28 protein-coding genes and 1 pseudogene are annotated in these 26,436 nt (G+C 72.9%); 11 read left to right on the top strand and 18 right to left on the bottom strand.

Features of this window, described 5'->3' with window-relative positions; all coding sequences use genetic code 11:
• Window positions 1-37: 37 nt before the first annotated feature.
• Window positions 38-847, bottom strand: a complete 810-nt coding sequence (locus tag OIE67_RS18630; protein ID WP_326641993.1) for an FAD binding domain-containing protein — start codon at window positions 845-847, stop codon at window positions 38-40.
• Between the two features lie 108 nt (window positions 848-955).
• On the opposite strand from OIE67_RS18630, the gene OIE67_RS18625 reads away from it, so the two are divergent.
• Genes OIE67_RS18625 through OIE67_RS18615 form a run of 3 tightly spaced genes read left to right on the top strand, consistent with a single transcriptional unit; the run spans window position 956 to window position 3,423 of the window.
• Window positions 956-1,633 (top strand): GntR family transcriptional regulator, encoded by a 678-nt coding sequence (locus tag OIE67_RS18625; RefSeq protein WP_326641991.1) that lies wholly within the window; start codon window positions 956-958, stop codon window positions 1,631-1,633.
• Between the two features lie 47 nt (window positions 1,634-1,680).
• Window positions 1,681-2,163 (top strand): MarR family winged helix-turn-helix transcriptional regulator, encoded by a 483-nt coding sequence (locus OIE67_RS18620; RefSeq protein ID WP_326641989.1) that lies wholly within the window; start codon window positions 1,681-1,683, stop codon window positions 2,161-2,163.
• 30 nt (window positions 2,164-2,193) lie between these two features.
• Window positions 2,194-3,423: an epoxide hydrolase family protein gene (locus OIE67_RS18615; protein WP_326641987.1), complete on the top strand. Its 1,230-nt coding sequence runs from the start codon at window positions 2,194-2,196 to the stop codon at window positions 3,421-3,423.
• A 33-nt stretch (window positions 3,424-3,456) separates the two neighbouring features.
• Here OIE67_RS18615 and OIE67_RS18610 read toward each other — a convergent pair whose 3' ends face one another.
• Window positions 3,457-3,951 (bottom strand): NUDIX hydrolase, encoded by a 495-nt coding sequence (locus OIE67_RS18610; protein WP_326641986.1) that lies wholly within the window; start codon window positions 3,949-3,951, stop codon window positions 3,457-3,459.
• A gap of 59 nt (window positions 3,952-4,010) precedes the next feature.
• Window positions 4,011-4,397, bottom strand: coding sequence for a hypothetical protein (locus OIE67_RS18605; RefSeq protein WP_326641984.1), 387 nt, complete (start codon window positions 4,395-4,397; stop codon window positions 4,011-4,013).
• Window positions 4,398-4,644: 247 nt separating this feature from the next.
• On the opposite strand from OIE67_RS18605, the gene OIE67_RS18600 reads away from it, so the two are divergent.
• Both OIE67_RS18600 and OIE67_RS18595 read left to right on the top strand, forming a co-directional pair.
• Window positions 4,645-5,565 carry an AEC family transporter gene (locus OIE67_RS18600; protein WP_326641982.1) on the top strand — a complete coding sequence of 307 codons (921 nt, stop codon included), beginning with the start codon at window positions 4,645-4,647 and terminating at the stop codon, window positions 5,563-5,565.
• Window positions 5,566-5,659: 94 nt separating this feature from the next.
• Window positions 5,660-6,133, top strand: a complete 474-nt coding sequence (locus OIE67_RS18595) for a VOC family protein (RefSeq protein ID WP_326641980.1) — start codon at window positions 5,660-5,662, stop codon at window positions 6,131-6,133.
• 199 nt (window positions 6,134-6,332) lie between these two features.
• Here OIE67_RS18595 and OIE67_RS18590 read toward each other — a convergent pair whose 3' ends face one another.
• Window positions 6,333-6,767 (bottom strand): GNAT family N-acetyltransferase, encoded by a 435-nt coding sequence (locus OIE67_RS18590; protein WP_106239377.1) that lies wholly within the window; start codon window positions 6,765-6,767, stop codon window positions 6,333-6,335.
• Window positions 6,768-6,897: 130 nt separating this feature from the next.
• Complete coding sequence (locus tag OIE67_RS18585; protein WP_326641977.1) at window positions 6,898-7,032, bottom strand: hypothetical protein; 135 nt, start codon at window positions 7,030-7,032, stop codon at window positions 6,898-6,900.
• Window positions 7,033-7,045: 13 nt separating this feature from the next.
• On the opposite strand from OIE67_RS18585, the gene OIE67_RS18580 reads away from it, so the two are divergent.
• Both OIE67_RS18580 and OIE67_RS18575 read left to right on the top strand, forming a co-directional pair.
• On the top strand, window positions 7,046-8,263 hold the full coding sequence (locus tag OIE67_RS18580; RefSeq protein ID WP_326641975.1) for an AlkA N-terminal domain-containing protein: 1,218 nt from the start codon (window positions 7,046-7,048) through the stop codon (window positions 8,261-8,263).
• Window positions 8,264-9,005: 742 nt separating this feature from the next.
• Window positions 9,006-9,851 carry a class I SAM-dependent methyltransferase gene (locus OIE67_RS18575; protein WP_326641973.1) on the top strand — a complete coding sequence of 282 codons (846 nt, stop codon included), beginning with the start codon at window positions 9,006-9,008 and terminating at the stop codon, window positions 9,849-9,851.
• A 385-nt stretch (window positions 9,852-10,236) separates the two neighbouring features.
• Here the strand turns inward: OIE67_RS18575 and OIE67_RS18570 are convergent, their stop codons facing one another.
• The 5 genes and pseudogenes from OIE67_RS18570 to OIE67_RS18555 form a co-directional block, all read right to left on the bottom strand.
• Window positions 10,237-12,864 carry a DUF7825 domain-containing protein gene (locus tag OIE67_RS18570; RefSeq protein WP_326641971.1) on the bottom strand — a complete coding sequence of 876 codons (2,628 nt, stop codon included), beginning with the start codon at window positions 12,862-12,864 and terminating at the stop codon, window positions 10,237-10,239.
• 362 nt (window positions 12,865-13,226) lie between these two features.
• Window positions 13,227-13,436 carry an SIP domain-containing protein gene (locus OIE67_RS55470; RefSeq protein ID WP_407674900.1) on the bottom strand — a complete coding sequence of 70 codons (210 nt, stop codon included), beginning with the start codon at window positions 13,434-13,436 and terminating at the stop codon, window positions 13,227-13,229.
• Entirely contained in the window at window positions 13,351-13,641 is a 291-nt protein-coding gene (locus tag OIE67_RS55465) for an SIP domain-containing protein (protein WP_407674899.1), read from the bottom strand. The genes OIE67_RS55470 and OIE67_RS55465 overlap by 86 nt, the downstream gene beginning before the upstream one ends.
• Window positions 13,642-13,688: 47 nt before the next feature.
• Window positions 13,689-13,940 (bottom strand): annotated as a pseudogene (locus tag OIE67_RS18560) (siderophore-interacting protein); the annotation flags it as partial.
• A gap of 49 nt (window positions 13,941-13,989) precedes the next feature.
• Entirely contained in the window at window positions 13,990-14,184 is a 195-nt protein-coding gene (locus OIE67_RS18555; protein ID WP_326641969.1) for an MbtH family protein, read from the bottom strand.
• 146 nt (window positions 14,185-14,330) lie between these two features.
• Here OIE67_RS18555 and OIE67_RS18550 point away from each other — a divergent pair, with 146 nt between their 5' ends.
• Together OIE67_RS18550 and OIE67_RS18545 are read left to right on the top strand one after the other, a co-directional pair.
• Window positions 14,331-14,852, top strand: a complete 522-nt coding sequence (locus OIE67_RS18550; protein WP_326641967.1) for an RNA polymerase sigma factor — start codon at window positions 14,331-14,333, stop codon at window positions 14,850-14,852.
• On the top strand, window positions 14,849-15,718 hold the full coding sequence (locus tag OIE67_RS18545) for a hypothetical protein (protein WP_326641965.1): 870 nt from the start codon (window positions 14,849-14,851) through the stop codon (window positions 15,716-15,718). Before OIE67_RS18550 ends, OIE67_RS18545 begins: the two co-directional genes overlap by 4 nt.
• Here OIE67_RS18545 and OIE67_RS18540 read toward each other — a convergent pair.
• Complete coding sequence (locus tag OIE67_RS18540) at window positions 15,640-16,902, bottom strand: NAD(P)/FAD-dependent oxidoreductase (RefSeq protein WP_326641963.1); 1,263 nt, start codon at window positions 16,900-16,902, stop codon at window positions 15,640-15,642. The two genes, OIE67_RS18545 and OIE67_RS18540, sit on opposite strands and share 79 nt — an antisense overlap.
• Before the next feature lie 173 nt (window positions 16,903-17,075).
• On the opposite strand from OIE67_RS18540, the gene OIE67_RS18535 reads away from it, so the two are divergent.
• Window positions 17,076-17,993, top strand: a complete 918-nt coding sequence (locus tag OIE67_RS18535; protein WP_326641961.1) for an RNA polymerase sigma-70 factor — start codon at window positions 17,076-17,078, stop codon at window positions 17,991-17,993.
• Window positions 17,994-18,062: 69 nt separating this feature from the next.
• Window positions 18,063-19,274, top strand: a complete 1,212-nt coding sequence (locus tag OIE67_RS18530) for a cytochrome P450 (RefSeq protein WP_326641959.1) — start codon at window positions 18,063-18,065, stop codon at window positions 19,272-19,274.
• 39 nt (window positions 19,275-19,313) lie between these two features.
• On the opposite strand, the gene OIE67_RS18525 is transcribed toward OIE67_RS18530, so the two are convergent.
• From OIE67_RS18525 to solA, 7 genes are read right to left on the bottom strand one after another with little or no spacing between them, the layout of a single operon-like run.
• A complete protein-coding gene (locus OIE67_RS18525; protein ID WP_326641957.1) occupies window positions 19,314-20,462 on the bottom strand; it encodes an NAD(P)/FAD-dependent oxidoreductase in 1,149 nt (382 codons plus the stop codon).
• Window positions 20,459-21,283, bottom strand: coding sequence for an ABC transporter permease (locus OIE67_RS18520; protein ID WP_326641955.1), 825 nt, complete (start codon window positions 21,281-21,283; stop codon window positions 20,459-20,461). Before OIE67_RS18520 ends, OIE67_RS18525 begins: the two co-directional genes overlap by 4 nt.
• Window positions 21,280-22,164 carry an ABC transporter permease gene (locus OIE67_RS18515; protein ID WP_326641953.1) on the bottom strand — a complete coding sequence of 295 codons (885 nt, stop codon included), beginning with the start codon at window positions 22,162-22,164 and terminating at the stop codon, window positions 21,280-21,282. The genes OIE67_RS18520 and OIE67_RS18515 overlap by 4 nt, the downstream gene beginning before the upstream one ends.
• A complete protein-coding gene (locus OIE67_RS18510; RefSeq protein WP_326641951.1) occupies window positions 22,128-23,228 on the bottom strand; it encodes an ABC transporter ATP-binding protein in 1,101 nt (366 codons plus the stop codon). Before OIE67_RS18510 ends, OIE67_RS18515 begins: the two co-directional genes overlap by 37 nt.
• Window positions 23,225-24,256 (bottom strand): ABC transporter substrate-binding protein, encoded by a 1,032-nt coding sequence (locus tag OIE67_RS18505; RefSeq protein ID WP_326641949.1) that lies wholly within the window; start codon window positions 24,254-24,256, stop codon window positions 23,225-23,227. The genes OIE67_RS18510 and OIE67_RS18505 overlap by 4 nt, the downstream gene beginning before the upstream one ends.
• Window positions 24,253-25,305 (bottom strand): ABC transporter substrate-binding protein, encoded by a 1,053-nt coding sequence (locus tag OIE67_RS18500; RefSeq protein ID WP_326641947.1) that lies wholly within the window; start codon window positions 25,303-25,305, stop codon window positions 24,253-24,255. Before OIE67_RS18500 ends, OIE67_RS18505 begins: the two co-directional genes overlap by 4 nt.
• Window positions 25,302-26,417, bottom strand: a complete 1,116-nt coding sequence (solA, locus tag OIE67_RS18495; RefSeq protein WP_326641945.1) for an N-methyl-L-tryptophan oxidase — start codon at window positions 26,415-26,417, stop codon at window positions 25,302-25,304. The genes OIE67_RS18500 and solA overlap by 4 nt, the downstream gene beginning before the upstream one ends.
• Between the last annotated feature and the right edge of the window lie 19 nt (window positions 26,418-26,436).

The following is a 26,436-nucleotide window of genomic DNA, read 5'->3' as shown; positions in this document are numbered from 1 at the left end:
ACAGGGGTCGGGGATGACAGGGGTCGCTCAAGGGAGTTCAGGACAGGAAGGCGCGGCGGAGGTGCACGGGCAGGACGCGGGCCCGGTACCACGCGCTGGCGTAGGCGTCGTCGAAGGGGTCGATGTCGGCGCGGGCGGCATGGCCCGCCTCGGTGAGGCTCTCCTCGGTCAGTGGACGGCCGCGCAGCGCCCGTTCCGCGGACGGCGCCCGTACGGGGCGAGGGGCGACGCCGCCCAGCGCGATCCTGCACTCGCCGGCCACGTCTTCCGGAGTGGTCTTCGTGACGACGGCGGCGACGGTGACGATGGAGGCGGAGTTCAGGCGGCGGCGCATGGCCTTGTGGTAGTGCCAGGCGCCTGGCGGGGGCGGCGTGAGCCGGACCGCGACGACGACCTCGCCGGGGGCGAGCCCGGCGGCCAGGACCTCCGCGACCGGCGCGTCCCGCCGGCCGGCCGGTCCGGCGATCTCGCAGGCGGCGTCGAGGGCGAGCAGGCAGACGGCCAGGTCGCCGTACGGCTGCGCGACGAACAGGTTGCCGCCCACGGTGGCCTGGTTGCGCAGGGTCGGGGAGGCGATCGTGCGCAGCGCCGGGCGCAGGAACGCGAGCCCGGGATGCTCGGCGACGGCGGTGAGCGTGGCCGCCGCCCCGATCGTGGCCACGCCGTCGCTCACCTCGATGCCGTCCAGGCCCGCGCGGCGCAGGCTGATCAGCTCGGTCACGCCCGCGGATCCGCTGTTGACCAGCGGCATCACGACCGTTCCCCCGCCCATGACCAGGCCGCCGGCGGCCGACCGGGTCACCACGGCTTCGACGGACTCGGGCACGTGCACCGCCTCGATCACCATGTGCGGCCTCCCTGCTCGGGGTTTACGGCGCTATAATTCTCGATAATTGATTATCGAGATTCCCGCGTCAAGAGATCTTCTCCTCTTGCTGATCGGTAGGATCGCGCCATGACCGAAGAGCCCCCGAAGTTGCCGCGGCTCACGCTGGCGCGGCAGATCCGCGACTCGCTGGTCAGCAGGATCGTCTCCGGGCAGGTCAGGCCGGGCGAGCGGCTGGTGGAGACCCGGCTCGCGGCCACCTACGGCACCAGTCAGGCGCCCGTGCGCGAGGCGCTGCGCGAGCTGGAGGCCATGCGGCTGGTGGAGACGCTGCCGCGCCGGGGCACGTTCGTGCGCCCGTTCGTACAGGAGACCCTGCGCGAGAGTTACGTGGTGCGGGCCGCGCTGGAGGAGACCGCCACCCGGCTCGCGCTGCTGGCCGGGACGGTGCCGGTGGAGGCGATGCGGGCCGACGTGGAGGCGATGCGGGACGCCGCCGGCCGCGGCGACGACGAGGCGTCGGCGCGGGCGAGCGTGTCGTTCCACCGCCATCTCGTCGAGGCGGCGCGCAACGAGCTGCTCAAGCTCACCTGGGAGAGCCTGCAGATCGAGGCGCGCACCTCGGTCACCATGGTCGCCACCGAGGTCGACCTGCACGACGTCGCCCGCGATCACGCCGAGCTGCTGGCCGCGATCGAGGAGGGCGACCTGGAGACGGCGTGCCGGCGGGCCCGCGACCACCAGTGGCACTACGCCGACCTGCCCCACGACGCCCACGGCCGTACCCGTGACTCCGCTACGGGCTGACCCCCCTTCCGGGGCGAAATACATCGATATTTGATATAAATACGGGCGTGACGCCCGCGCCACCGGATCCGGAGCCCGGCTCCGCGCCGGACCCTGCACCCGACCTCGACCTCGACGTGCTGGCCACCGCGATCGAGGACTTCAACACCTACTTCATCCGGCTCCCGTCGGTCAGGAGGCTCAGCTTCTCGACGCTGTCGGTGCTGCACACGCTGGAACGCCGGGGGCCGATGCGCCTGACCGCGCTGACGGCGACCGAGCAGCTCAAGCAGCCCGCGCTCACCAGCCTGGTCGCCAGGCTGGAGCAGGACGGGCTCGTCTCGCGCCGCCCCGACCCGCGCGACGGCCGGGCCGTGCTGCTGGAGCTCACCGAGGAGGGCCTGCGCATCGTCCGCTCCCGCCACGCGGACCGGGTGGCGCGGCTGTCCCGGCTGGTGGAGCACCTGGACGAGGACGAGCGGGCGGCGCTGGCCGGCTCGGCGCGGATGCTCGGCCGCCTGACCGAGATCGCCGCGAGCCTCGGCGACTGACCGCCTACGACCTGCTCCAGGAGGAGACCCATGCCGACCCGGCCGTTCCCGCTCGAACCGCAGCCGCTGCACGTCCCCGACGAGGTCCTCGACGACCTGCGGCGCCGGCTGGTGACGACCCGGTGGCAGCCGGACGCGGGCAACGACGACGGCTACTACGGCGTGCGCCGCGCCTACCTGGAGGAGCTGGTCTCCTACTGGGCGGACGGCTTCGACTGGCGGGCCGCCGAGCGGGAGATCAACGCGTTCGAGCACTACCGGGTGGACGTCGGCGGCGTGCCCGTGCACTTCATGCGCAAGCCCGGCGTCGGCCCCGGCCCGGTGCCGCTGATCCTCAGCCACGGCTGGCCGTGGACGTTCTGGCACTGGTCGAAGGTGGCAGGCCCGCTCGCCGACCCGGGCGCGCACGGGGGCGATCCGGCGGAGGCGTTCGACGTGATCGTGCCGTCGCTGCCGGGCTTCGGCTTCTCGACCCCGCTGACGGACCGTCCGGACATGAACTTCTGGAAGATCGCCGAGATCTGGCACGAGCTGATGACCGGCGTCCTGGGGCACGACAGGTACGCCGCCGGCGGCTGCGACGTCGGCGCGCTGATCACGGGGCAGCTCGGCCACAAGTACGCCGCCGAGCTGCACGGCATCCACATCGGCTCCGCGCTGAAGCTCACGCTGTTCAACGGCGACCGCGCCTGGGACTTCAGCGGCGGCGCGCCCATCCCCTCCGGCCTGCCCGCCGACGTCCACGCGCGGATCCTGGAGATGGACCGGCGCTTCGCCGTGCACCTGGCCGCGCACATGCTGGCGCCGTCCACACTCGGTCACGGGCTGAACGACTCCCCCGCCGGCATGCTGGCCTGGATCCTGGAACGGTGGGCGAAATGGTCGGACAACGGCGGAGACGTCGAGCGGGTCTTCAGCAAGGACGACCTGCTCACCCACGCGACGATCTTCTGGGCGGGCGGCGGGATCGGCACCTCGATCCGCACCTACGCCAACAACAACCGCTACCCGTGGACGCCGTCGCACGACCGGTGGCCGGTGGTCGAGGCGCCCACGGGCATCACGTTCGTCGGCCACGAGAACCCGCCCGGCGTGCACACCAGCGAGGAGCGGGTGCGCGGGTTCCTCGAGAGTGACCGGGCGGCCTGGTACAACCACGTCAACATCACCGCCCACGACCGCGGCGGCCACTTCATCCCGTGGGAGACCCCCGCGGAGTGGGTGGACGACCTGCGCCGCACGTTCCGTGACCGCCGCTGACGGGCCCGCTGCCGGGATCCGCTCACCGGCGGCTCACAGCCCCAGCCTGACCGGCTCGTCCGGCACGCCACCGGCCAGCAGCGCGCCCAGCGTCCCGGCCAGGTCACGGGGCGAGAACAGCTCGCCGCCATGGCCCGCGGCGATCTCCGCCAGCGTCCACCAGCGCATCCCGTGGATGTGCTCGGCCGCCAGCCGCTCCGCGGACCAGGCGGGGTTCGGGACGAACGCCGGGATCCGTACCAGGTGGTAGCGGTTGATCACGCCGTCGTAGCCGGGCGCGTACCCCGGGCCGCTCACCTCCTGGTGCCAGACGAGCGGCGGGTCGCCGTCCAGGCGCAGCCCGATCTCCTCCATCAGCTCGCGGCGCAGCGCCCGCAGGTCAGTCTCGCCCGGCTCCACCCCGCCGCCCGGCATCGCCCAGACGACGGGGCCGTCCAGGGCGGTCAGGTCGTGGCGGCAGAGCAGGACCCGATCGCCCGGGTCGAGGACGATGGCGCGGACGGACCTGCGCTTGCGAGATTCCGGCATTCCACGCACCTTACCCGAGCCGATCTTGCTCGGGGCCGCTGCCAGGTGCGGCTGGAGGATCACGGGTTGCCGGAGCGGCAGACCGGGTTCGAGCGGTACTCCACGGACGCGCCGGTGCCGTCGGAGATCACCGCCCGGATGTCGTAGCGGAAGGTCGGCTGGCAGCCGATCCCGACGAACGTCCGGTTGTCGTACGCGGGCACGTGCGATCCGTCCACGAACCAGCGGACGCTGACCGGCGCGACCGCTCCGCTGAAGGCGACCGAGCAGAGGAAGCGCCGTGCGAGGCCCTCGCAGCTGCCGCCGGTGAGGGTGAGGGCCGCACTGGCGGCCGCCGCCGAGCCGGCCGAGGTGGACGAGGCCGACGCTGGGAGCGCGCCGGGGAACATCAGCATGGCGGCCGCGGCCACGGCAGGCAGGGTGAGCTTGTACGACGTGCGACGCATGTCCGTCTCCTCCGGGTAGGGGGCTCGGACGGGACCGGTGCCGCGCACGGACGCCTCCGGCGCGGCGATCCCGCTCATCCCTTGCTTCGCCCGGCCCGCGATCCCGGATGACCATCACCGGGCGCCGATTCCCTCCGGAGCCCCCTCCGCCGCGTCCGTCGCAGGCGACAAGCGGTGCGGACCGGCCAAAACGCCCCAAAGGCCCTCGGATACGCTCCTGAACGTCCAGTTCGTGGAAGGGGACAGGTTGTCGGGGGTTGTCGCGGCGTTCGCCGCTCTGGTGTCGGTCGCCGTGCTCGGGTACGTCATCGGCGTCATCGGCGTGCTGCGCGCCACCGACGAGCTGGTGCTGTCACGGCTGGCGTTCTTCGTGGCCACCCCGGCACTGATGTTCGCCACCGTGTCCCGGGCCGACCTTGGCGCGCTGCTGTCGCCGGTGCTGCTGACCCAGGTCGTCGCGGTGGCGTTCACGGCGCTCGTGTTCGTACTGGTGGCCAAGCTCGCCTGGCGGCGTACCGCGCGGCAGCTCACGATCGGCGCGCTCGCCTCCTCCTACGTCAACGCGGGCAACCTGGGCGTGCCGATCTCCCTGTACGTGCTCGGCGACGCCGCCCTCGTCGCCCCGATCCTGCTCTTCCAGCTGCTCGTGCTCACCCCGCTCTCCTTCCTCGTCCTGGACAAGGGCTCCCGCTCGCCGCGGGCCGCGCTGCTGCTGCCACTGCGCAACCCGCTCACGGTGGCCTCGCTGCTCGGGCTCGCGTTCGCGCTGGCGGGGGTCGCGCTGCCGGTCACGGTCATGCGCCCGATCGACCTGCTCGGCGGCGCGGCCGTGCCGGTGGCGCTGCTGGCGTACGGGCTCAGCCTGTACGGCTCGCGCCGCGCCGCCCCGGCCCCGGAGGAGGACGGCGTGGGCCGGGACATCGCCCTGGCGGTGGCGCTCAAGGCGTTCGCGCAGCCCGCCGTGGCGTACGCGACCGCCCGCCTGCTCGGCCTGGAGGGCACGCACCTGCTGGCCGCCACCCTCTTCGCGGCCCTGCCCACGGCGCAGAACATCTACGTGTACGCGGTCACGTACGACACCGGCAGGCGGCTGGCCCGCGGCGCCGTCCTGGTGACCACGGGCCTGTCCATCCCGATCATGACGACGCTCGGCGCGGTCCTCGGCTGACCTCGAAAAAACTTCGCGGCGGATGTCGATCCGCGCCCGGCGCGTTCGACGCCCTGGTGAACGACCACGACGACTCCTGATGGAGGGACTCACCATGCGGAAGATCACCACGTGCCTCTGGTTCGAAAGCCAGGCCGAGGAGGCCGCCACCCTTTACACGTCGCTGATCGCCGACTCCCGGATCCTGGAGGTCCAGCGGTTCGGCGAGGCCGGCCCCGGCACCCCCGGGACGGCCATGGCGGTCACGTTCGAGCTGGCCGGCCAGCAGTTCATGGCGCTGAACGGCCGGCCGGGCTCCGCCTTCACCGAGGCGGCGTCCGTGTACGTGGCCTGCGAGTCGCAGGCGGAGATCGACGAGCTGTGGGCCGGACTCACCGCGGACGGCGGCGAGGAGGGGCAGTGCGGGTGGTTGAAGGACCGCTGGGGCGTCTCCTGGCAGATCGTCCCCCGGCAACTGTCTGAGCTGCTCGGCCACGCCGACCCGATGGCGGCTCAGGGGGCGATGAAGGCGATGCTCGGCATGCGCAAGCTCGACCTGGCCGCCCTGTACGAGGCCGCCGGCCTCTGAGACCGGTCCCCGCCCGGCGCAGAGGCAGACCGCGCCCAGCGCCACCGGACGCTGAGATGCGTCGCGTCTGACGCCGGGTCGGGATGCCGCCGATGCTTGGGTGGGTCGCGTCAGCGGCTGAGGCGGGCCGCCGCCGGTGCTGAGGTGGGCCGCGTCAGCGGCTGGGACGGGATGCCGCCGCGCTGCAACGCGGGTCGCGTCAAGGGCTGACGTAGTGGTGCACCAGGGCGGGCTCGCCTGCCGCGTTGAGCCAGGCGGCCCGGTCGCTGCCGATCCTGCGCCAGCCCGCGCGCTCGTAGAAGGCGATGGCCGCCTTCCCCTCCGAGGAGACCTGCAGCTTCAGCGGCCCGGCCGCGGCGGCCCTGGCGGTTTCGAGGAGCCGCGCGGCCAGTCCGCCGCCGCGCGCCGCCGGGGTCACGAACAGCCGTACGATCTCCGCGTCCCCGGTCAGCCCCACATGCCCGACCACCACACCCGACTCCACCGCGATCCAGGCCGCCGCCAGGTCATCGGGCGTCAGCCAGCCGCCCGGATCGTCCGGCCAGTCCACCGGATACCGGTCGGCGGCCTGGACCTGAGCGAGCGCGTCGACACATGCGGGAAGGTCTTGCGGGGTTCTGGGGCGGATCGTCACCCGGGCTAGGGTAGCCGCGACGTCACCCGGCCCCGACACCGCGGTCGATCCTTATCCGGGGCGTCGCACTGGCCCTCCTGACAGACGCGTGCTCAAACTCAGCCGTCTCTGCGGAACGGCCCCGTTCCGGTCAGTGCTTCATGCTCAGCAGGACCGCGGCGGGAACAGCCGCGACGAGGGTCATGACGAGCGCGGCGGGGCCGAGCAGGTCGGCGGCCAGGAGGGGGGTGACGATCGCGGCGCCGATCGGCGGCGTCGCCTGCATGAGCGTCCTGAGGATGGCGAAGCCCCGGCCACGCAGGGGCGCGGGGATGGTCGTCGACCGCGAAGGCGTCGCCGGGCTGGCCGCCCGCCTCGGCTACAGCCCGCGCCAGGTGCACCGTCAGCTCGTCGCCGAGGTCGGCGCCGGACCCCAGGCCCTGGCCAGGACGCGACGGGCGCAGACCGCGCGGATGTTGCTGGAGTCCGGCCCGCTGCCGATCAGCGACGTGGCCTTCGCCGCCGGGTTCGCCAGCATCAGGCAGTTCAACGACACCATCAGGCAGGTGTACGCGACGACGCCGAGCCGGTTGCGCGGCGCCGGGAACGGTGCCCAGCCGCCGGGGGTCACCACGGTGCGGCTCGCCTACCGGCCGCCCATGGACGTGCCCGCACTGCTGGCCTGCCTGGGCGCGCGGGCCGTTCCCGGCATCGAGCACTATGACGGCGACGCCTACAGCAGGTCGCTGTCGCTGCCGCACGGCGCGGGCGTGATCACGTTGCTGCCCGGGGCCGGGCACGTGGTCTGCGCTCTGCGGCTGGAGGACCTCAGAGACCTCGCCGCCGCGGTGCAGCGCTGCCGGCGGCTGCTCGACCTGGATGCCGACCAGCAGGCCATCGACGCCTTCCTCGGCGCGGACCCGGCGCTGGGACCGCTGGTCGCGGCCCGCCCCGGCCTCCGGGTTCCGGGCTGCGCCGACCCCGGAGAACTGGCGATCCGGACGGTGCTCAGCCACCGGACGCGAGCCGCGACGGTACGCGACCTGCTCGCCGGCCTGGTCAGCACGTACGGGAGACCGCTCACCACCCCCTTCGGCGCGATAACCCATATGTTCCCCGACATGTCGGCCTTGGCCGATACCGCGTCCGCAGGCCGTACCGGGCGGGAATTGGCCCGCGCGCTGGCCGACGGAACACTCAGGCTGGACACCGGCTGCGACCCCGCCCAGGCACGCGAGCAACTGCGCGACATCCCCGGGATGAGCCGGTGGGCGATCGCCTGCATCCAGATGAGGCTCCTCGGCGATCCCGACGTCCTCCTCCCCGGCCTGCCGGTACGGCGAGCCGTGCACCGCCTGGCGGCCGATCCCGGCCGGTGGCGCCCTTGGCGCTCATACGCCATGCGGCACCTGGCCCTCATACCCGACACCTCCGGGATCCGGCCCCACGCCATGTCTGCCGCACGACCACGTCCGCGGCACCACCCGCTCGTAACCCGCGGCGCCGTCCGTTCGTAGCCCACGTGCCAGTCCCCATCCGCAACACGAGGCGGGGCCGGTATGCCCACCGCATCGCGCCCTCCCGCTCGCAGCACCTCAGCTCGTCTCGTCCAGGGGAGCTCGTCGAGCCGCCCATCCCGGGAGTAGGTGCACCCCGGTTCTGCCGCCACCCTCAACCATGTCCACGTCGCGTCCTGCCGCCCATATCACCCCGGCTCATCCGCTTGGAGGAGCTGGTCAAGCCACCCGCCCCGGGTGCAGGTGCGCTCCGGTCGTGCCGCCCCAGCCCCGCCGCGCCCACGTCGTGCACTCCCATCGGCAGCACGAGATGGCCCAGCCCTTCCGGGCTCCTCCCCCACAGGCGACGCACCGGGCCGCCCGACCCGTCCTCAGACCGGCGGCATCCCGAATCGCCCCCTTTGGGCGGCACTCCGGGTCGCCCAACCCGTCCTTCAGCCGCAGCGCCCCAGCTCATCCCTTCCGCTTCCCGGGAGGTAGCGCCCCGGCTCATCCCCTCCGTTCTCCGGGGGCAGCGCCCCGGCTCATCCCTTCTGTCCCCCGAGGGCAGCGCTCCGGGGCGTCCATTCCGCTCTTCGGCCGGCAACGCTCGCTCGCCCATCTCGCCCATCTCGCCCTCCCGCCGGGCAGCACGCCGGCCTGCCGCTTCTCCCCTCCGGCCGACAGCAACCCAGCCCTCCCGCGGCCACGCGCAGCATGTGGCGATTGACATAGTGGGCGCTCGCCCATTTATAGTGGGCGCATGACCACTTCTACGCCGGACTCCGGCCGTACGTCCATGTCCACCCCCGGCAACGCCCACGTCGCGAACTCTCATCGGCAGCGGGAGATGGCCGAGTCCTTCGGGGTGGACGCCGAACGTTACGACCGCACCCGCCCTGCCTACCCGGACGCCCTGATCGATCAGATCATCGCCACCAGCCCCGGGCGCGACGTCCTCGACGTCGGCTGCGGCACCGGCACCGCCATGCGGCAGTTCCTGTCGGCCGGCTGCACCGTGCTGGGCGTCGAACCCGACCCGCGCATGGCCGCCTTCGCCCGCCGGGGCGGGCTCGACGTCGAGGAAGGGACGTTCGAGACATGGGACCCTGCCGGCCGCACCTTCGACGTCGTCGCCGCCGGGACGGCCTGGCACTGGATCGACCCGATCGCCGGCGTCACCCAGGCCGCGCGCATCCTGCGGCCCGGCGGGCGGCTGGCGGCCTTCTGGCACGTCTACCAGCTGCCGGCGGAGGTGTTCGAGTCCTTCACCGCCGCCTTCCGGCAGGCCCTGCCCGTCTCACCGGTCAACGGCCAGGCGCCCGGCCAGTCCCTCGACGCCTACCAGCCGCTGCTCACCAAGGCCGCGAACGGCATCCGCGAGGCGGGCGGCTTCGCGGAACCCGAGCAGTGGCGACACGACTGGGAGCGGACATACACCCGCGACGAGTGGCTCGACCAGCTCCCCACCTCGGGCACCCTCACCCGGCTCCCGCGCGAGGAACTAGAGCCGATCTTGAACGCTGTCGGCGCCGCCATCGACGCCCTCGGAGGCCGCTTCACCCTGCCGTACGCCACCATGACCGTCACCGCGACCCGGCTTCCTTGATCAACCTGCCTCTTTGAGCAATCCACCTCCCGATACGCGCGCACCCCCTGGCGGCCCTCTTACGCCGCCCGACCGGCTCCCTACAGGGATCGGTCTCCGCTGAGCGACCCGCTTCCCACGCAAGCCGTCTCCGCATCTTGACCCACTTCCATGAGCGACCATCCCGAGAACGGTCGACCCCCGAACGGCCGACTCCCTGAAACGACCAGCCCGAACGACAGGCCCGAGCTACCGGCCCCCGAACGACCGCTCGCCTGGCCGGTCTCCCCTTGACAAGCCGCCTCCGGCACTCAACCCGCCCCATCGAGCAACCCGCTGTCGGGTCGTCGTTGCTTGTTGTGTTTCAGTTCGTTCTCTTCGAAAGATTTGCAGGTAGCGACGGCCTTTACATTGTAGATTTCTGCGGTGACGCGTCGGCGATCCCGATCAGTCGTCGCGCCTCCAGGACGAGTCTGGACGATCCCTTGCGGGCCGCGACCACCGCCACCTCCGGCAGGTCAGCCTGGGCGCCCGCGATCCTGGCGGCCCGTGCCCCCGCCGCCAGGAGGTCCGCTGCTCCGGCTCGGGGCCGCTCCCCCTCCTTGGGCAGCAGGCCGGGCAGCAGGTGGGTGATCACCGCCCACACCGCCTCGTGCGCCCCGGCCTGGGTGGCGTCGTCGAGGACCGACACCACCCGGTTGAGCCTGATGAACTCCTGCGTCACCAGATCCGTCACCGCCTCGCCCAGCTCCCGTGCCGGCACCTCGCCGCGTGCGGCCAGGGTGAGGAAGGCGTCGGTGGCGGCGGCTCGTTCCGTGGTCTTCTCGTGGCTCATCCCGCAGGCCATGGCGTAGGCCGTGGCTAAGCCGAGCGGCCCGTCGCCGTGGGCCAGGACCGCGAGCGCGCGCGTCTGGCCGTCGCTGGACTCCATGGACGACGGCAGGTAGCCCGTCAGATGTGCCGCCGCGAGCTCCCGGTGGCCGGGCAGGGCGAGCGGCCACCAGGTGAGGGTGTAGCTGTGGCCCGACCGCATCTCGAACAGGGCGCGGATCTCCTCGGGCAGCCCGTCGGACGCGGGGATCTCGGGCTCAGCCTCAAGCAGGTGCCACCCCGCCTGGTTGTAGCGGCCCCAGCGCCGTACGGACATGCTCACCGGCGGATCGGCCAGCCCCCCGCTCCGCATCCACGCCGCGCACTCGCGCCCCGCGTCGGACGTCAGCCGGCCCGCCCGCTCCACCTCCGGCTCGGAGAACGGGCGCGGCAGCCGGAGCAGCGCCTGGGCCAGGTCGGCCGGCAGGGCCCGCACGCCCTCGGTCTCCAGCGCCTCCAGCCGGTCGAGCAGGGTGGCCGGGTCGAGGTGGCCGGTGCCCGATGTGGGCGTGGCCAGCAGGACCGGGTAGCCGGTGCCCTCCTCGAACGGCGTCACCAGCTCCAGCGCGCGGCGCAGGTAGAGGCGGTCGAGCGGGCCGGGGGACGCCGGTCGCCGCCGTGTCCCGGACGCGGCCAGGGTCAGGCTGATGCTGTGCTCAGGGGCGGCGAAGGCGAGGAAGGCTCGGGAGACGGCTTGGATCAGGCCCTCGTGGATCTCGCTGCCGTAGTGACCGTACCAAGAGGGATTGAACGGGTACCACCAGGGCCGCAGCGCCTCGCGCAGCTCGTCCGGCGCGCGGTGCGACCACTCGGCCAGGCCCGCCAGCAGGCGTTCGAAGGCGTGGACGTCCTGGGCCCAGCGTCCGGCGGTGAGGACCTCGACGAGTTCGCCGGGTGAGGCGACGGGCGGGGGCATCGACGGCGCGGCGGGGAGGATCAGCGGGAGCGCGGCGGGCGCCTCGGCCGCGGCGATGCCGCCCCCGAACGCCGCCGAGACCCGTTCCCGCAGTTCGTCGGGCAGCTCGGTGGCGGCCTGGCGCACCGCCTCGCGTGCCGCCTGCCCCGCGCGGGGCGCGAGTTTGACGGCCAGGCGTACGGCGCGATCCTGCAAGGCCAGCGTGTCCTGGGCGAAGATCAGCGCCAGCGCCTCCAGCACCGTGCCGGTCCGGCCGGCGTCGCGCAGCACCGCGTCGCCCGCCCACGACATGGCCGCCCGCAGCAGCTTCTTCTCCGGCCGGAACGCCAGCGCCCGCATCACCTCCGCGAACAGCTCTTCCTCCAGCCGTCCGGCCTCCTCCAGCCGCCGCAGCTGGGCGAGCGCCAGGTCGGCCACCGCGACCGGCCCCGCGGGCAGCAACCGGGCGTAGTCTCCGGCCCGCGCGTACGCCTCGTCGATGTCGGGGTCGAGCCGGTCGTGCAGGCCCGCCAGCGGTACGAGCGCGCCGAGGCCGTCGCGCAGCAGCCGCCCCACGACCGCGTCGAGGACGGCCACGCGGTCCAGCCGGCCGGTGTCGACGAGCCGCACGACCGTCTCGACGACCTGCCACAGGTCGGTCTCGGCCAGCGCGTCGATCTCGAAGATCCGGTCGACGTAGGCGGCGAACAGCGGATCGTCCGCGACCTGCCCCAGCTTCTTGATCGCCCCCGCGATCGGCCCCGCGGTCAGCCCTTCGACCGGCTCCCTGATGGGCTCCGAGCACAGTTCGCGCAGCCAGCCGACCATGAACGCGTCGTCGCCGGGCGGCTCGATGCCCGTTTCGCGGACGAGCCGTGCCGCCAGCCCCCAGCGCCGCAGCTCGGGCACCCGCAGCCGCCCGCACATCCGCCGCGCCAGGTCGGCCCGCCATGCCACCGGCCGCCCGCCGAGCAGTTCGAGCACCCGCTCGGCGGCCTCCGCCTCGCGCCACCACCGGAACTCGCGCCGGAACAGCCACGACGCCACGGCGGCCGGCCCGCCCAGGCACACCACGCCGGCCAGCACGAGCGGCGTCATCTGCCGGTCCCACGACTCCCATCCCGCGGCGCGGGCCTCGCCGGTGACGTACGCGGGCAACTCGGCGGCGACCGCCTTCCGGCCGGCCGCGTCCAGCTCGGTGACCACCCTGATCGTGCCGAACACGTCGCCCGCTCGCACCAGCTTGCGCACGTCCGCCCACGCGTCCACGCCTGCACCTCCTTAGGGAGGCACCGCGCCTCCATACCGAAAAGGGACGGCCGGGCGCGGCCTGATCACGGCCGCGCCGACCATGATCGGGACACTAGCGACCGGGGACGACAGTTCCGGGATCACGACGGTCCCCGTGACCCGCGGCGGGATCACGACGGCTTCCCCGTCACCCCCGAGGAGGTCTCGACTGGTCCCCGTCGCCCCAGGCGAGGTCCCGACGGTCGCCAGTCGCCCCAGGCGAGGTCTCGATGGGTCTCCACTCCGCCCATGGCGGGATCATGACCGGTCCCAGGTCCCTGGCGCCGGTGGGTACACCACTTCCATGGACGCGGCCCGCCGGCGACAGCGCGCCGCCGAGCTCAGTGATGGCGCCAGTAGCCGCAGAACATGATGTGCTCCTTCGGCACCCCGGCCCTCACCCGGTGCCGCCGCAGTCGCACGGGCAGCTCCGACTCCCCCACCACCCACCCGCAGCACGGCTCCTCAGGCATGGGCAGGGCCAGCGCCGCCGTCAGCGCCGCCGTCAGCGCCACCGTGCCGGGCACCGCGCCGGGGTCGTCGCGGACGATCCAGCCGCTCGACCCCCTCAGGGTGGTCGAGCGGCTGCCGGTCCTGCGGGGAGGGGATCTCGGCCAGCGCGTGCCCGCGGGCGTCGGCGGGCAGGGAGGCCAGGATGCCGGCGAGGGCGGGCAGGCCGCTCTCGCCGGCCGCGACGACGACCCGCCGCGTCCCGGGCGGCGGGTTGAAGCCGATGCCCTCGTCGATGAGCGCCACGCTGTCGCCGGGTACGCAGGTCTCCGCCCACGTGTGGCCGTGCCGTCGGCGGCGGAGCCGTGCGGCACGAAGTCCACGTCGATCTCGGGGCCGGCGGGACGGCAGGCGCGTACGGAGTAGTTGCGCAGCACCGGACGGTCGGTCTTCGAGATCGTCAGGAACCGGGCGTAGCCGAGCGTGGTGAGCCGGGGCGGGAGGCGGGTCAGCGAGTTCGCCGAGACGGGCAGGAAGAGGCGGAACCACTGGTCGTACCCCATGGGCGTGAAACGTTCGATGTCGCCGCCCCCGAGCGTGACGCGGGCGACATGGGGCTTCTCCTCCGCAGGCGGGTGCCTTTACGTTGTAGATTCACCGGCGGAGGCTGCGGGGACGCAGGTCCGTCCAGTTGCCGGCCACGTACGCGAGACAGGCCGCCCGCGCGTCAGGCCCGAAACGGACCTCCCAGCCGTCGGGCACGGCCGCGAAGGAGGGCCAGAGGGAGTGCTGGTCCTCATCGTTGACCAGGACCAGGAACTCGCCGTCCGGGTCGTCGAAGGGGTTCATCGGTTCGCTCCTCAGTTAGGTAAGCCTTGCCTAATTTGATCGGAAAGTCGTGATCTGTCAAGGAGGAAACGGACTCCGAGGTGCAACACCCGGCGGGGGTGCCGGACACTGACCACGGTGTCAGGCACCTTTCGCGAGGAGAATCTGTGACACACCGGGATCGCTTCGAAGCGGTCTACGACGCGTACTATCCGGCGATCCACCAGTACGCCGCCCGCCGTACCGGCTCGGCCGACGACACCGCCGACGTCGTCTCCGAGACGTTCCTCATCGCCTGGCGACGCGCCGGCGAGATCCCCGAGGGCGAGCGGGCGCTGCTGTGGTTGTACGGCGTGGCACGCCGGGTGCTGGCCAACCACCGGCGCGGTGACTCGCGCCGGGCCATGCTCGCCGACCGGCTGCGCGCCGAGCTGTCGGCCCAGCGGCCGGAGCGAGCGGCGGGGCCGGCCGAGCTGGACCACGTACGCGCCGCGTTCGACCGGCTGCCCGAGCGCGACCGCGAGGTTCTGGCGCTGGCCTGCTGGGAGGAGCTGACCAGCGAGCAGATCGCCAAGGTCGTGGGTTGCACGGCCATCGCCGCCCGGACCCGCCTGCACCGGGCGCGCAGACGGCTGGCGGCGGCGCTGGAGCGGCGGCCGTCCTCGACGATCGTGATGGGGGAAGCGTGAACGACATCGACCACCTGGTTAAAGCCATCGACCCCGCACCGCGGGCGCCGGAGCGGGGGCCCGGCGCGCGCGAGCTGCGGGCGGAGATCATGGCGACCGAGCCGGCGCGCAGCCGCCCGTTTCGAGTAAGGACGCGCGGGTTCGTGCTCGCGGGGGCGGCGACCGCGCTGGCCGCGGCCGGCGCGGTCGGGATCGGCCTGCCCGCGACCGGCCCGGCCACCGAGTACGCCAACGCGGCCGTCGCCATCAAGAAGGCCGCGGACCACTTCACCGTCACCGTCACCGACCCGGCCGCGGATCGCGAGCGCTTCGAGGAGGCCTTCCGAGCCGTCGGGCTGAACGTCACGGTGAAGATCGTCCCCGTGGCCCCGGGGAAGGAGGGCGAGCTCATCGGCCCCGTCGTGCCCGAGGGTTTCCGCTGGCACGGGAGCGTCGGCGTGCAGACGGTGCGGCCTTGCGCGTCGGCGTTCTGCGGGAAGGTGTGGCTGCCGTCCGACTTCCCCGGACGGGTCGTGTTCGGGATCGGGCGGCAGGCGGCAGCCGGCGAGGCCTACGTGCGCGACGACCTCGCCACGGATTCCGAGTGCATGACCGGCTACCCGACCCACGGCAGAACGGTCGAAGCCGTGCGGGCCGAGGTGCTGCGGCGCGGGGCGAAGATCGGCTACCGCCTGCTCTGGTCCTCCCCCGGAGGCGGCTGGTACGAGCAGTCCGTCCCGGCGGAGAGGATCAAGGCGGACTGGATCGTGGCCGGCTGCCGCCCGTACAGCTCCGACACCATGGAGGTCTACGTCAAGCCCGGCCCCGGCGCCGGCCCGGCCCCCGATCCGCGCACGGTCGCCACGCCCGAGTGGTACGACGACTGAGCCGCGCCGGCCGCCAGGCGGCGCCTGCGCCTGGGCAGGCCGTAGGTGGGGTGCCGGGTGGCCCACAGCGCCATCCTGAGGATCCACGCCTTGATCCGCGCCCCCTCGCGGCCGCCGTAGTACCGCGATTTCGCCCGTCCTTCTTCGTCGAACGTCTGCAGGATCCCGTCCCGCCGTCCGAGACTGATGTGGTTGTACGTGTGGACCAGCCTGGTGTGCGCGATCGTGCGCCCGGTCAGGCGTCCCACGATCGCCTCGATGGCCTGCCGCCCGGTGTAGCCCGCCGACGCGCAGGACATCGGCAGCGGCCGGCCGTGGTCGCCGACGACGTGCACGCTGTCGCCGACGGCGTACACGTTCGGGTGCGAGACCGACCGCATGGTGCGGTCGACGACGATCTGACCGGTCCCGGTGACCTCCAGCCCGCCGGCTGCGGCGATGGAGGTGACGGCGAACCCGGCCGTCCACACGGTCGCGTCGGACGCCAGGGCGGTGCCGTCGGCGCACCGCACCCGCGCCGCTTCGACGGCCGCGACGCTGGTGTGCTCCAGGACGGTGACGCCGAGCCGGTCGCAGGCCCGGCGCAGGTGGCGGCGGGCGCCGGCGGAGAGCCGGGCGCCCAGCTCGCCGCGGGCGATGAGCGTCACCGACAGGCCGGGCCGTGATTCGGCGATCTCGGTGGCGGTCTCGATGCCGGTCAGCCCGTCGCCGACGACCAGCACGTTCCCGTTCCCGCCTGGCCCGGACAGCCGGTCCAGGCGTTCGCGCAGGTGCAGCGCCGAGGGCCGGCCGGTGACGTCGAAGGCGTGCTCGGCCACGCCGGGGACGCCGTGGTCGGCGACGCGACTGCCGAGCGCGTAGACGAGCGTGTCGTAGCCGAGCTCATCTCCACCTTCGCCGTCAGCGTCAGCGGCGGCCACGGCGACGACCTGGCGTAGGGGGTCCACGGCGGTGACGCGGGCCAGGCGCAGCCGTATCTCCGTGCCCGCGAAGACGTCGGCGAGCAGGGGCGCCTCCACCTCCTGCCCGGCAGCGACCTGGGGCATCCGCATGCGCTGGACGAAGTGCGGCACGGCGTTGACCACGGTGATCTCGGTGTCCTCCGGGGACAGCCGGCGGGCCAGGTTCCCGGCCACGTAGGCCCCGGCGTATCCGGCGCCGAGGACGATGATGCGGTGCTTCATGGGTGACTCCTCGTGTTGATCCCGGCCGGCGGAGGCAGGGCGTCCTGACCATGCGGCGCCGGCGCCCCGCGCCCTGTGACAGCGCGGCCATGTGACGTGTGTCACCGGGCACGGGTGTCACACAACGGCGGGCTCCGACGCCTTGTGCATAGAGCGACAGGCAGGAGCCAAAGATGAACGAGTACGGGGACGCCACGAGGAGCGGCCGGACGGACCCGGCCACCGAAGCGTTCCTCGCCCACCGCAACCTGCTGTTCACCGTCGCCTACGAGCTGCTCGGCTCGGCGGCCGACGCCGAGGACGCCCTGCAGGAGACCTGGTTGCGGTGGGTCAGGGTCGACCTCGGGCAGGTGCGGGACCAGCGCGCCTACCTGGTGCGGATCACCACCCGGCGCGCGCTCGACCGGCTGCGCGCCGTCCGGCGCCGCAAGGAGGAGTACGTCGGCCCCTGGCTGCCCGAGCCGCTGCTGACCACGCCGGACGTGGCCGAGGACGTCGAGCTCGCCGAGAGTGTGTCGATGGCGCTCATGCTCGTCCTCGAGACGCTCTCCCCCACCGAACGCGCCGTCTTCGTCCTGCGCGAGGTGTTCGGCGTCAGTCACGAGGAGATCGCCGCCGCCGTCGGCAAGAGCCCGGTGGCCGTCCGGCAGATCGCGCACCGGGCCCGCCGGCATGTCGAGTCACGCCATCCGCGTGAGGTGGTCTCCCCGGGCCAGACCCGGGTGGTGCTGGAGTCGTTCCGGCGCGCGCTGGAGACCAGAGACCTGCAGGGCCTGCTCGACGTGCTCGCCCCTGACGTCGTCCTGGTGAGCGACGGCGGCGGCGTCAAGCAGGCCGCGCCGCAGCCGGTCACCGGCGCCGGCAAGGTGGCCCGCATGATCGTCAACGGGCTCGGCCGAGCCCCGTTCCAGCTCACCAGCGAGCCCGCCGTGGTCAACGGCAACCCGGCGCTGCTGCTCCGCCTGGACGGCGCGATCGACGGCGTCATCGCGGTCCGGGTGGAGGACGCCCGCATCACCGGCCTCTACTACGTCCGCAACCCGCAGAAGCTGACCCGCATCGCGTCCGAGACCCCGCTCACCCTGCGCTGAACACCGGCGCCACGCCCGAGGCCGTCGCCGGCACGGACAGAACCCGCCAGATCCATCAGGAGGTCATTCATGATGAAGAGTCGCACCGAAATCGAGTTGCCGGTCGAGCGGGACTGCCCGTTCGCCCCGCCCACCGCCTACGACCGGCTGCGCGAGCAGGCGCCGATCAGCAGGGTCCGCCTGGCCGCCGGCGGCGAGGCCTGGTGGGTGGCCGGGCACGAGGAGGGCCGCGCCGTCCTCGCCGACCCCCGTTTCTCCTCCGACAAGCGCAAGGACGGTTTCCCGCTCTACAGTCTCGATCCGGCGACCCTGCGCCAGCTCCGTGAGCAGCCGCCGTTGCTGCTCGGCATGGACGGCGCGGAACACGCCGCGGCCCGCCGCCCGGTGATCGGCGAGTTCACCGTGCGGCGGCTGGCCGCGCTGCGCCCGCGGATCCAGGCCATCGTCGACCACTTCGTCGACGATCTGCTCGCCGCCGACCGGCGGCCGGTCGACCTGGTGCGGGCGCTGTCCCTGCCGGTGCCGTCCCTGGTGATCTGCGAGCTGCTCGGCGTCCCGTACGCCGACCACGACTTCTTCCAGAGCCGTGCCTCCATGATGGTGAGCCGGAGCTCGCTCGAAGACCGGCGGCGAGCCTTCGCCGACCTGCGCGCCTACCTCGACGACCTGGTCACCCGCAAGGAGTCGGCACCCGGCGACGATCTGCTCGGCCGGCAGATCGCCCGGCAGCGGCGGGAGGGCGCCGTCGACCACGGGGGCCTGGTGAGCCTGGCGTTCCTGCTGCTGACCGCCGGGCACGAGACCACGGCGAACATGATCTCGCTCGGCGTGGTCGGGCTGCTCTCCCACCCGGAACAACTCACCGTGATCAGGAACGACTCGGACAGGACGCCCTTGGCCGTGGAGGAACTGCTGCGCTACTTCGCCGTCGCCGACGGGGTCACCACTCGGGTGGCCACCGAGGACGTGCGGATCGGCGGGGTGAGCATCAAGGCCGGCGAGGGTGTCGTCGTCTCGACGCTGTCGGCCAACTGGGACCCCGCGGCGTTCACGGAACCGGGCGAACTGGACGTCGAGCGCGGGGCCCGCCACCACCTCACCTTCGGCTTCGGCCCGCACCAGTGCCTGGGCCAGAACCTGGCCAGGATGGAGCTGCGGATCGTCTTCGACACCCTGTTCCGCCGCGTCCCCGCCCTGCGGCTCGCCGTACCGGCCGGGGATCTGCCGTACAAGGCCGACGCCGTCGTCTACGGCGTGCACGAACTCCCGGTCACCTGGTGAGCGGGACGTCGATCACCTCGGCGACCAGCGGGCTCGCCGTCACTGCTGGCCGGGGCGGCGGGCCGGGGTGGGAGCCGGGCCGGCGGTGCCGTAGGCGAAGCGGTCCGGCCGGAACGGGGCCAGCAGCGCCGACTCCTGCCCGAACACCTCCCCCGCGACCTCCTCCATCAGCAGCGGCGCCAGCGTGACCCCGCTGTGCGTGGCCACCGTGTAGATCCGCCGGCCCGCGTCGGCGAACCCGGCCACGGTGAGCCCGTCGCCGGGCATCGCGCGCTGGCCGACCACCGCCCGCTCGGCCGTGGCGCCCTCCGTGCCGCGCAGGACGCCGGGCAGCAGCGTCAGGATCTCGTTGATCACCTCGCCGGGCACGGGCGCGTCCGGTCGGGCCAGGCCGTCCAGGGGCAGCGACTGCAGCAGCAGCCGTCCGCCTCCGTCCGGGCGCAGGTTGAGCGCGGCGGTGGTGAGGACGCGCGACAGCCGGGCCGGGAGCGCGGCCGTGGTGACCAGGAAGCCGTTGGTGACCGTGCCGGACACGGCCGGGTCCAGCATCGGGATCGTCACCCCGGCCAGCGCGGCGACCCGCTCGGTCCAGCGGCCGGCACAGGTGACGACCACGTCGCCGGCGAACGTACGCCCGTCGGCCAGCGTCACCTTCGCGCCCGAGGCGGACGTCTCGATCGCGGTCACTTCGGCGCCCGACTCGACCGTGGCGCCGCCATCGCGGGCCTCGCCGAGCAGCCGGCCCAGCAGGCGCAGCGGCTGCACGTACGCCTCGCCGGGGAAGAACACGTACTCGGTGCCGGGCGGCGGGGGCACCAGGTCCGGCTCCAGGGCCAGGGCGCGGCGGGCGGTCACCCGCTCCACCGGGTAACCCATGGCGATCAGCCGGCCGACCCGGGCCTCGAGCTGCTCCTTGTGCTCGTCGGTGAGCGCGCATTCGAGGTTGCCGGTGGGGAAGAACCAGTCGCCGGGCAGCTGGTGGTGCGCCCAGACGGCGGCGTGGTTGAGGTCGAAGTACTCCTTCGGCGTCTTGTTGTTGGCGTTGACCCACGCGACCGAGGTGGACGACGTGCCGGCCCCCGGGGCGCGCGCCTCCAGCACCGTGACCTGTGCGCCGCGCCGGGTCAGCCCGGCCGCGACCGCGGATCCGAGCACCCCCGCGCCGATGACGACGACTCGCACGCTCATTCCTTTCCCTCGTGCTCCTCGTCGGCGCCGAAGAGCTTGGCGACGCCGACGAATCGTTCGATGACGACGACCGCGACCAGCGCGAACAGCACCATCAGGGTGCCGATGGCGGTGACGGTGGGGTCGTAGTCGTACTGCATGTAGTTGAAGATGCGCACCGGCAGCGTCTGCAGGTCGGTGGTGACCACGAACAGCGCCACGGTCAGGTCGTCGAAGGAGGTGATGAACGCGAAGAACGCCCCTCCGATCAGCGCCCCGCGCACGGCCGGCAGGGTCACGTGCCAGAACACCAGGAACGGCGGCGCGCCCAGCCCGGCGGCGGCCTTCTCCGCCGAGCGGTCCAGCCCGGCCAGCCCGGCGAGGACCAGCCGCACCGCGTACGGGACGGTCAGCACCAGGTGGGCCAGCAGCAGCGTGAACGGGCTCGACGCCAGCCCCATCTGCGCGAACCACTGCAGCAGCCCGATGCCGAGCACGATCGTGGGCACCGCGAACGCGCTGGACAGCACCGTCTCCAGCGCTGCCCGGCCCGGGAAGCGGTAGCGGTGGATGGCCAGCCCGCCGGCCAGCCCCACCACGGCCGAGATCGCCGCCGCGGCCACCGCCACGCCCGCGCTGACCGCGAACGACGACAGGAACTCCGGCTTGCGCAGCACCTCGGCGTACCAGCGCAGGGTGATGCCCTGCGGCGGGAACGTCACGTACGAGGTCTCGGTCAGGGAGGAGGCCACGGTCACCGCGACGGGCGCGATGAGGAACGCCCCCACCAGCGCCGCGAACACGCCGCCGAGCACCCGGGTCAGCCGGCCCGTCCCGGTCATTGGAACACCACCTCCCCCTTGCCCCGCCGCAGCAGCCGCGAGTAGCCGAGCAGCAGCCCCGTCGTGACGACCACGAGCACGAAGCCGATCGCCGCCGCGTACGGCCAGTCGAGGGTGGTCGTGGCCTGCGTGTAGACGAAGTACGGCATGAGCTTCACCTTGGGTCCGCCGAGGATGGCCGGGGTGACGAAGCTGGAGGCGGTCAGGCTGAACACGATCATCGCGCCGGCCAGCGTGCCGGGCGCCGACAGCGGCAGCGTGATCCGCCAGAAGCAGGTCCAGCCGGGCGCGCCGAGCCCCTTGGCGGCCGGGACGAGCGTCGGGTCGATCCGGTCGAGGCTGCCCATGAGGGGCAGCACCATGTACGCCAGCATCACGTGAACCATGCCGATGAGCACGGCGGTGTCGTTGTAGAGGAGCTGCGGCGGCGTGAGCCCGAACCACTTGATCACCGAGGCCACGGGGCCGTTGGGCCCGAGTACCACCAGCCATCCGTACGCGCGGATGACCATGCTGATCAGCAGCGGCGACAGCAGGAGCAGCGCCAGCCAGTTGCGCGCCCTGGGCGAGCGCCCGCGCAGGTAGAGCGCGAACGGGTAGCCGACGAGCAGGCAGCCGAGCGTGGTGAGACCGGCGACTTTCAGCGTGTTCCACAGCACGTCCCGGTAGAACGGGTCGCCGAGGAAGCGCGCGTAGTTGCCGAGCGTGAACGCCCCGGTCTGCGTCCTGAAGCTGTTGGCCACCAGCGTGAACAGCGGCGCCACGAACAGCAGCGCGAAGATCACGAGGGCGGGCAGCGCGAGCAGCAGCCCCGTCCGGCGGGCGGAGCGGCCGGCTCCGGCGATCACCGCGCCGCCAGCGACGCGTCCGACGGCCGCCATGAGCAGGTCACCTCCTCCCCCGCCGCCGGCACCCGGGCGTCGAACGGCAGCGCCGCCGTCACCTCTCCGGCCGGGGTGGACACGACGCAGCGGATGCGTGAGCCGAGGAAACGCGTGTCGCGCACGGTCCCGCGCAGTCCTTCGCCCTGATCGCCGGGACCGACCCGGACGACCTCGGGCCGTACGTACACCCGCACGGCGGCGCCTTCGGCCGGAGCCTGCCCGACCGGGGTGGCGGACACCTTCCGGCCCGCGACCTCGCAGGTCCCGCCGCCGGCGGCGGTGCCGTCGAGGGCGTTGACCTCGCCGATGAACTGGGCCACGAAGTCCGTGGCCGGGCGCAGGTAGACCTCCTGGGGCCGGTCGAGCTGGTGGATGACGCCGTCGGCCATGACCGCGATCCGGTCGGAGACCGCGAGGGCCTCCTCCTGGTCGTGGGTGACCAGGATGGTGGTGGTGCCGATCCTGCGTTGCAGCGCGGAGACCTCGTCGCGCAGGCGTACCCGCAGCTGGGCGTCGAGGTTGGAGAACGGCTCGTCGAGCAGGAGCAGGTCGGGCTGGATGACCAAGGCCCTGGCCAGCGCGGCGCGCTGCTGCTGGCCGCCGGACAGCTGGCGCGGATGCCGCTCGGACATGCCGTCCAGACCGACCAGCTCCAGCACCTCGGCGACCTGTTTGCCGCGCCGGGCGGCGGCGACCTTGCGCATGCGCAGGCCGAACGCGACGTTCTCGGCGACCGTCATGTGCGGGAACAGGGCGTAGGACTGGAAGACCATGCCCATGGAGCGGCGGTGCGGCGCGACCGTGGTGATGTCGCGGCCGTCCACCTCGATCAGGCCGCCGTCGGCGGTCAGGTGGCCGGCGATCATGTTCAGGGTGGTCGTCTTGCCGCAGCCGGACGGGCCGAGCAGGGTGAGGAACTCGCCCGGCTCGGTCTCCAGGTCCACGGCCGAGACGACCTCCTTGCCGCCCAGGATCTTGCGCACGCCGTCCAGGCGCAGCCGCCCGCGCGGGGCGTCCGTCCCGGGCGGCGTCTTCGCGCTGGTCAAGGGGGTGCTCGTCACTGTTCGACCTCCTTCGTCCATCGGTCGGTCCAGGCCGCGCGGTGGGCGTTGACGTCCTTCCAGTCGAGCGCGGTCATGCCGGCCGCCTGTTTCGTGCCGACCACCCGCCGGGCCAGTGCGGCGTCGAGGGTGGCGTCGGTGACGGTGGGGCCGTCGTAGCCCTCGGCGGCGAGCTTGCGCTGGATGGCCGGCTCCAGCAGCGCGTTGACGAACTTCTGCGCCAGATCGGGATGCGGGGCCTTGGCGACGACGTTCGCGGTGGCCAGCAGCGGGATGGCGCCTCCTTCCGGGTAGACGAACGTGATCGGGAAGTCCTTGTCCGCCAGCGTCTCCACCCGGGAGCCGCCCCACACGCTGGCCACGGCCTGCCCTTGCAGGAAGTAGTTGGACACGTCGGCCGTGGTGTCGAAGGTGAAGGCGTTGGCCGCCACCTTCTTGATCCCGTCGAAGCCGGCCTCGATCGAGCCGCCGCCCTCACGGGCCGCCAGCATGAGGGCGCCCACGCCGTACGTGTTGCTGATCGAGGGCAGCACGACCTTGCCCTTGAGCTTCGGGTCGGCCAGGTCGGACAGCTTCTCCGGGGCGGGCAGGCCGTTCTTGGCGTACCACTCGCTGTTGTAGGCCAGCCCGGTCGCGGTCATCGCGAAGCCGACGCCGACGTCGCCGTCCAGCCGGGCGATCCGCTCCACCTTGCCCAGCCGGGTGACGACGGCCGGGTCGAGCGCGGCCAGCAGCCCCGCCTGCGCCGCCTGGGCCTGCGGCCCGTCGTCGATGAGGGCGACGTCGATCTGCGGGGCGGCCTGCTGAGCCTTCAGCTTGGCCACGGTGTCGGTGGAGCTGCCGGCGATGTAGGTGACCCGGCAGCCGCACGACTTCTCGAAGCCGGGCAGGACGGCCTGCTCGAACGCCTCCTGGTAGGAGCCGCCGTACCCGGCCACGACGAGCGTGCCCGCGGACGCGGCCGGGTTCGGCGGGGAGCAGGCCGTCAGGCCGATGAGGGCCAGCGCCGCGGCGAGCAGCCTGGTCATGAGGTCTCGATCTCCTTGTTCCAGCGGTCCGTCCAGGCGGAACGGTTCTCGTTGATCGCGGCCCAGTCGAGTTTGCGCAGCTCGGCGGCCCGGTCCTGGCCGACCACCTTGTCCGCGAGGGCGGGGTCGAGTTCGACGCCCTTGACGGTGGGGCCGTTGAAGTTGGACTCGGCCATGGCCTTCTGCGCGGCCGGTTCGAGCAGCGTGTTGACGAACTTCTGGGCCAGGTCGGCGTGGGGGGCCTTGTTCACCACGTTCACGGTGGCGATCAGCGGCAGCGCGCCCTCCTCCGGGTAGACGAATTCGACCGGGAAGCCCTTCTTGGCCAGCATCTGCACCCGCGAGTTGCCCCAGACGCTGGCCACGGCCTGGCCTTGCAGGAAGTAGTTGGACACGTCGGCGGTGGTGTCGAACGTGACGGCGTTGGCCGCGACCTTCTTGACGCCGGCGAAGCCGGGGTCGACCTCGCGCTCGGATCCGCCGCCGACCTTGGCCGCGATGAGCAGGGCGCCCAGGCCGTACGTCTGCGTGATGGACGGCATCACCAGCTTGCCCTTGAGCCCGGCGTGCGCCAGGTCGGCCAGCCGTCTGGGGGCGGGCAGGCCGTTCTTGGCGTAGTAGTCGGTGTTGTAGGCGATGCCGGTGGCGTTCAGGGAGAAGCCGACGCCGACGTCGCCGGGCAGGCGGGCCAGGTCGATGACGTCGGCCAGGTTCGTGACGGTCTTGGGGTCGAGCTTGGCCAGCAGGCCCGCCTGGACGGCCTGGTTCTGCACGCCGTCGTCGATGAGGGCGACGTCGATCTGCGGGGCGGACTGCTGGGCCTTCAGCTTGGCGACGGTGTCGGTGGAGCTGCCGGAGATGTAGGTGACGCGGCAGGAGCAGGACTTCTCGAAGCCGGGGATGACGGACTGCTTGAACGCCTCCTCGTACGAGCCGCCGTATCCGGCGACGACCAGCGTGCCGGGAGCGGCGGACGGGTTGGGTGCGGCGCAGGAGGACAGGGCGAGGGTGGCGAGCATGAGGCCGGCGATCGGCGTGACGGGTTTCATGGCGACCTCCGAAGGGGGCGGTCCGGGGCTAGGTGGCCGATGCCGCGCGTGGTCGCGCCGCTCTCGACCAGGTCGGCGACGATGTCGCCGAAGACGGGGGCGAGCTTGAAGCCGTGCCCGCTGAAGGCGGCGGCGACGACGGTGCGGCCCCGCCGGCCGAGCAGGCCGTGGCCGTCGGGGGTGAAGGCGTCGGCGTACGTGGCCACGCGCACCGGGTCGGGCCGCAGGCCGGGCAGCGTGGCGGCGACCGCCCGCGCGACCTGCCTGACGTACGCGGCGGGGACGCTGCGGGCCAGGGAATCGGGCGAGCCGATCTCCTGCCACGGCACGTGCAGGTTGACCTTGACGCCGGCGCCGTCCACGGAGGGGAAGCAGGAGTAGGCGGGCTCGCCGACGCGGATGGCGATCGGGCACCGGCCGGGGTCGAACAGGCTCTCGTCGCGGCGCGGGAACCAGGTCGAGGTGATCGCCTTGGCCACGATCGGCTCGTGCGGGAGCAGGGTGCGCGCCCACGGGCCGGGGGCGAGGACGGCGTGGGTGAAGCGCTGTTCTCCTTCCGCGGTGACGACGGTGACGCCGGCCGCGTCCTCGCGTACCGCCGTGACGGGGGTGTAGCGGGCGATGCGGGCGCCCGCCTGTTCGGCCGCCGCGGCGGCGGCCACCACGGCGGGCTCGGGGCGCAGGTGGCCGGCCTCGGGGTCGGCGACCATGACCTCGCCGTCGCGCAACGGGTGCTCGGGCACGCGCTCGCGAGCGTCCTGGCCGGTCAGGACCTCGACGGGCAGGTCGCAGGCGCGGGCGGCGTCCAGCACGGCGCGGATCGAGGGGTGCTCGCGCGGGCCGACGGTGACGCCGCCGACCGGGGTCAGCAGGCGGCGGCCGCACCGGCGTTCCAGCTCCTCCCACAGGTCGCGGGCCTGACGCAGCAGCGGCACGTACGCGACGCCCTCCTTGTAGGCGGTGCGGAAGATCCGTGACTCGCCGCCGGCCGCGCCGCGGTCGTGGCCGGGTGCGTAGGCGTCGAATCCGACGGCGGGGATGCCGCGCTCGGACAGCCGCCACAGGGCCATGGAGCCGACGGCGCCGACTCCGACGACGGCGACAGAGGTCATGGATCCGCTCCTTCTCGGG

Origin of the sequence: Nonomuraea fuscirosea (genome assembly GCF_035917475.1) — a bacterium.
Taxonomy (GTDB): Bacteria; Actinomycetota; Actinomycetes; order Streptosporangiales; family Streptosporangiaceae; genus Nonomuraea; species Nonomuraea fuscirosea.
The sequence above is the reverse complement of the archived record's forward strand: the minus strand, read 5'-3'. Positions and strand labels throughout refer to the sequence as shown.

Coding starts and splice junctions, on each gene's coding strand:
- OIE67_RS18630 (WP_326641993.1), bottom strand. CDS start 847: ATGGTGATCGAGGCGGTGCACGTGCCCGAGTCCGTCGAAGCCGTGGTG.
- OIE67_RS18625 (WP_326641991.1), top strand. CDS start 956: ATGACCGAAGAGCCCCCGAAGTTGCCGCGGCTCACGCTGGCGCGGCAG.
- OIE67_RS18615 (WP_326641987.1), top strand. CDS start 2,194: ATGCCGACCCGGCCGTTCCCGCTCGAACCGCAGCCGCTGCACGTCCCC.
- OIE67_RS18610 (WP_326641986.1), bottom strand. CDS start 3,951: ATGCCGGAATCTCGCAAGCGCAGGTCCGTCCGCGCCATCGTCCTCGAC.
- OIE67_RS18605 (WP_326641984.1), bottom strand. CDS start 4,397: ATGCGTCGCACGTCGTACAAGCTCACCCTGCCTGCCGTGGCCGCGGCC.
- OIE67_RS18595 (WP_326641980.1), top strand. CDS start 5,660: ATGCGGAAGATCACCACGTGCCTCTGGTTCGAAAGCCAGGCCGAGGAG.
- OIE67_RS18585 (WP_326641977.1), bottom strand. CDS start 7,032: ATGCAGGCGACGCCGCCGATCGGCGCCGCGATCGTCACCCCCCTCCTG.
- OIE67_RS18580 (WP_326641975.1), top strand. CDS start 7,046: ATGGCGAAGCCCCGGCCACGCAGGGGCGCGGGGATGGTCGTCGACCGC.
- OIE67_RS18575 (WP_326641973.1), top strand. CDS start 9,006: ATGACCACTTCTACGCCGGACTCCGGCCGTACGTCCATGTCCACCCCC.
- OIE67_RS18555 (WP_326641969.1), bottom strand. CDS start 14,184: ATGAACCCCTTCGACGACCCGGACGGCGAGTTCCTGGTCCTGGTCAAC.
- OIE67_RS18540 (WP_326641963.1), bottom strand. CDS start 16,902: ATGAAGCACCGCATCATCGTCCTCGGCGCCGGATACGCCGGGGCCTAC.
- OIE67_RS18535 (WP_326641961.1), top strand. CDS start 17,076: ATGAACGAGTACGGGGACGCCACGAGGAGCGGCCGGACGGACCCGGCC.
- OIE67_RS18530 (WP_326641959.1), top strand. CDS start 18,063: ATGATGAAGAGTCGCACCGAAATCGAGTTGCCGGTCGAGCGGGACTGC.
- OIE67_RS18525 (WP_326641957.1), bottom strand. CDS start 20,462: ATGAGCGTGCGAGTCGTCGTCATCGGCGCGGGGGTGCTCGGATCCGCG.
- OIE67_RS18520 (WP_326641955.1), bottom strand. CDS start 21,283: ATGACCGGGACGGGCCGGCTGACCCGGGTGCTCGGCGGCGTGTTCGCG.
- OIE67_RS18515 (WP_326641953.1), bottom strand. CDS start 22,164: ATGGCGGCCGTCGGACGCGTCGCTGGCGGCGCGGTGATCGCCGGAGCC.
- OIE67_RS18505 (WP_326641949.1), bottom strand. CDS start 24,256: ATGACCAGGCTGCTCGCCGCGGCGCTGGCCCTCATCGGCCTGACGGCC.
- OIE67_RS18500 (WP_326641947.1), bottom strand. CDS start 25,305: ATGAAACCCGTCACGCCGATCGCCGGCCTCATGCTCGCCACCCTCGCC.
- solA (WP_326641945.1), bottom strand. CDS start 26,417: ATGACCTCTGTCGCCGTCGTCGGAGTCGGCGCCGTCGGCTCCATGGCC.